This is a genomic window from Alcanivorax sp. HI0083 (assembly GCF_001635175.1).
In genome coordinates, this window is record NZ_LWFX01001342.1 from 1 (window position 1) to 1735 (window position 1735).

Annotated in this window: 1 protein-coding gene; it reads right to left on the reverse strand. The window is 62.3% G+C overall.

Annotated elements, in window-relative coordinates:
• The coding region (locus A3754_RS20005; protein WP_231880711.1) for a transglycosylase domain-containing protein at positions 1–1398 on the reverse strand (1398 nt) is incomplete at its 3' end.
• Positions 1399–1735 lie beyond the last annotated feature (337 nt).

Genomic DNA, 1735 nt, shown 5'->3' on the forward strand with positions numbered 1-1735 from the left:
CACGCTGCCATTGGGCAACTTCACCTGAATCGGCCCGTCTTCCACTAAAGAGGCCAACGAGTAGGTTTCCGGTTGCTCAACCGCCGACAAGATCACCGCAGGTTTGGCCNGGGAGCCCATGGGTCGCTGGGCATCCAGCGCCCGGTTGAAACCCGCCTGGCGCGAGTCCCGGTTACTCACCAGCGCCAATACATCGCCCTGGGCCGGCGCCACGACAACCACGGCACCATTGAGTTTTTTCACCTGTCTCGGATCGCGATGATTGAGATGCTCTTTCAGCGCTCCTTCCGAGGCCAGTTGCGCCAGCACATCCAGGGTGGAGTGAATATGCAGCCCTTCATCGCTGAGCACCTCCGGCGGGTAATCCCGCGCCAGCTGACGGCGCACCAGATCAATAAACGCCGGGAAGGCATACAGCGCGGATGCACCCCGCGGCACCACTTCCAGCGGCCGGGCGCTGTACTTGTTGTAGTCCGCGCTGGACAAGGCACCTTCGTCACGAGCCACTTTCAACACGGTATTGCGGCGCTCCATGGCCCGCTCCGGACGGCGGCGCGGGTCGTACCAGCTGGGGCCTTTCAGCAAGGCCACCAGCGTCGCCAGCTGATGGGGTTCCAGTTCTTCCAGCGGTCGGCCAAACAGGAACTGCGCTCCCAGGCCCATACCATGAATGGCGCGGGCGCCGTCCTGGCCGAGATAGACCTCATTCAAGTAGGCCTCGAGAATCTGGTCCTTGCTGTAATGCAGCTCCAGCAGCAAGGCCATGGGCATTTCCATCAGCTTGCGCGACAGGGTCCGGTCGGAGCTGAGCCAGAAGTTCTTCACCAGCTGCTGGGTCAGGGTACTGCCGCCCTGCACCAGGCCGCCGGCCTTGATATTGGCCAGCATGGCGCGGCTCAAGCCGCGCAGGGAAATGCCATGGTGGTCGTAGAAACTGCGGTCTTCGGTGGCGATGAGCATGTCCACCAGCAACGGCGGCACCTTATCCAGCGGCACCAGTACCCGGTCCTCAGCGTGCTGGGGGTGAATACTGCCGATCTGCAATGGCTCCAGCCGGGCCAGGCGATCGCCGCCGGCTTCCAGGCTGCGAATCAGCCCGCCGGACAGGGACAGCCGAATACGCTCGGACTGCTCGCCACCGTCGCTGTCATTGAAACCACGGGTATGAATCAGCAGGGAATTGCCCTGCACCGCGAAACTGCCCGGCGTACTGGCCCGCGCATCACGCCGGTAGCGCATCAGGTCCAGCAGCTTGAGCATGTCATCACGGGACAACACCCGGCCTTCATACAATTCCACCGGCCGGGCATAGACCCGCGCCGGCAGCTGCCAGGCATGGGAATCGAACCGCTCGCGCACCAGCGCATCCAGGTACGCCATGCCGGCGGCCCCGAGCACCAGGCACACCAGCCCGACCTTGGCAATGAATGACCAACTGAACCAGCGCCGGCGCTGGGCGGAGGGCTTCTTTTTTCTACTGGGTTGCCGCCGCGACTTTGCGGGGGACTTTTTCGCTTTTTTCGCCATGGGCCGGAGTATAGAGAAAAGTGTGGGTACTTTATGAGTGTGGGGGCAGAAATATGTTCCCGGAGGCAAAATCCCTGAGCCAAGAGGGATAACCCCGGCCCGCTGGCGTACAAATTTTGCATGCAGCGCCCGGCAGCCCATAATAGCCGCCCCTGCAATCCGGTTCGGAGCTTCCATGACAAAGCAATATGACGTTTACGCCCTCGGT